General features: G+C 49.4%; 1 tRNA gene and 2 rRNA genes (1 of these 3 cut by a window edge). All 3 read right to left on the reverse strand.

The features are described 5' to 3' along the window. Positions 1-184: 184 nt before the first annotated feature. Positions 185-261, reverse strand: a tRNA-Met gene (locus ACFIMW_RS08545). 107 nt (positions 262-368) lie between these two features. Beyond that, a 5S ribosomal RNA gene (gene rrf / locus ACFIMW_RS08550) occupies positions 369-483 on the reverse strand. Positions 484-551: 68 nt separating this feature from the next. Beyond that, positions 552-2,500 (reverse strand): 23S ribosomal RNA (locus ACFIMW_RS08555); it runs 862 nt beyond the window's last position.

The raw sequence follows: 2,500 nt of genomic DNA on the forward strand, positions 1-2,500 counted from the left end.
CGCCTTTAGAAGGTTTGCAATGTAAAGAGACAATAGTATGGATTTTTTAATTTTATAAGCTTTTTTAATTAGGCTTATTGAGCAGATTATTCTCTGCGTTTGGCATATTTCTGTTTAGATTGAGAAGAGTCAAGTTACTATTACGGCAATGCTAGGGAATATTATAGGGTTAACTATTAAGAAGTGGTTGCGGGGGCAGGATTTGAACCTGCGGCCTTCAGGTTATGAGCCTGACGAGCTACCGGGCTGCTCCACCCCGCGTTATATATTTTAAGACAAGATTTTTTTATTGTCTACTCTCAGTATTGAGCCTTGATATTTATCGTTATATTTTTATTTTGAATTGTTATCTATCATGCCTTTAGCAGACCTGGCGGCGACTTACTCTCCCGTGCCTTAAGGCAAAGTACCATCAGCGCTGGAGCGTTTCACGGCCGAGTTCGGGATGGGATCGGGTGCGTTCACTCCGCCATAACCACCAAGTCAGCAAAAAGCATGAATGATGAGAAGCTGGAATTTTTATATTTAAAGAAAGAATATGGGAAATGAGAACGATCAAGTCGATCGAACGATTAGTATCAGTAAGCTTCATGTGTTACCACACTTCCACACCTGACCTATCAACGTGGTGGTCTACCACGGTTCTCAGGGAATACTTGTTTTCAGGTGAGTTTCCCGCTTAGATGCCTTCAGCGGTTATCTCGTCCGTATATAGCTACCCTGCTATGCGGCTGGCGCCACAACAGGTCCACCAGAGATACGTCCATCCCGGTCCTCTCGTACTAGGGACAGGTCCTGTCAATATTCCAACACCCACGGCAGATAGGGACCGAACTGTCTCACGACGTTCTGAACCCAACTCACGTACCGCTTTAAATGGCGAACAGCCATACCCTTGGGACCTGCTCCAGCCCCAGGATGCGATGAGTCGACATCGAGGTGCCAAACAACCCCGTCGATATGGACTCTTGGGGGTCATCAGCCTGTTATCCCCGGCGTACCTTTTATCCGTTGAGCGATGGCCCTTCCACACGGGACCACCGGATCACTATGACCGTCTTTCGACTCTGCTCGACTTGTCAGTCTCACAGTCAGGCAGGCTTATGCCATTGCACTCAACAAACGATTTCCGACCGTTTTGAGCCTACCATCGCGCGCCTCCGTTACTCTTTAGGAGGCGACCGCCCCAGTCAAACTACCCACCATACACGGTCCCGAATCCGGATAACGGACTGCGGTTAGACATCCATATCGGTAAGGGTGGTATTTCAAGGATGACTCCACAAAGGCTAGCGCCCCTGCTTCAAAGTCTACCACCTATCCTACACATACAGACACAAATGCCAGTGTAAAGCTATAGTAAAGGTGCACGGGGTCTTTCCGTCTAACCGCAGGAACCCCGCATCTTCACGGGGAATTCAATTTCACTGAGTCTACGTTGGAGACAGCGGGGAAGTCGTTACGCCATTCGTGCAGGTCGGAACTTACCCGACAAGGAATTTCGCTACCTTAGGACCGTTATAGTTACGGCCGCCGTTTACTGGGGCTTCAATTCAATGCTTGCACATCTCCTCTTAACCTTCCAGCACCGGGCAGGCGTCAGACCCTATACGTCGTCTTGCGACTTCGCAGAGCCCTGTGTTTTTGGTAAACAGTCGCTACCCCCTGGTTTGTGCCACCCTCTAACGGTTGCCCGCTAAAGGGTCACGCTTCTTCCGAAGTTACGCGTGCAATTTGCCGAGTTCCTTCAACGTAGTTCTCTCAAGCGCCTTAGTATTCTCTACCAGTCCACCTGTGTCGGTTTGGGGTACGGTCTATATGTGGGAGCTATTTCCTGGAACTGCTTCACTGCAAGATCAATCCAATAAGATCTTACAATATACGCAATCCGTCACTACCCACAGGTCCACGAATATTAACGTGGTTCCCATCGACTACGCCTTTCGGCCTCGCCTTAGGGGCCGACTCACCCTGCTCAGATTAACTTTAAGCAGGAACCCTTGGACTTTCGGCGAGGGAGTCTCTCACTCCCTTTATCGTTACTCATGTCAGCATTCTCACTTCCGATACCTCCAGGAGCTCTCACGAGTCTCCCTTCACAGGCTTACGGAACGCTCCGCTACCACTTACTCCAAAAGGAGTAAATCCACAGCTTCGGTGTATGGCTTTAGCCCCGTTACATTTTCGGCGCAGGGACCCTTATTTAGACCAGTGAGCTGTTACGCTTTCTTTAAATGGTGGCTGCTTCTAAGCCAACATCCTGGTTGTTTTGGGATCCTCACATCCTTTCCCACTTAGCCATAACTTGGGGACCTTAGATGGTGGTCAGGGTTGTTTCCCTCTCCACGACGGACGTTAGCACCCGCCGTGTGTCTGCTAGTTAGTTCTTCCAGGTATTCGGAGTTTGGTTAGGTTTGGTAATCCGGTGAGGACCCCTAGCCCATCCAGTGCTCTACCCCCTGGAGAATTCGACTAACGCTCTACCTAAATAGATTTCGCG

The organism is Bartonella sp. AC329YNZD, assembly GCF_042196685.1.
GTDB lineage: Bacteria > Pseudomonadota > Alphaproteobacteria > Rhizobiales > Rhizobiaceae > Bartonella.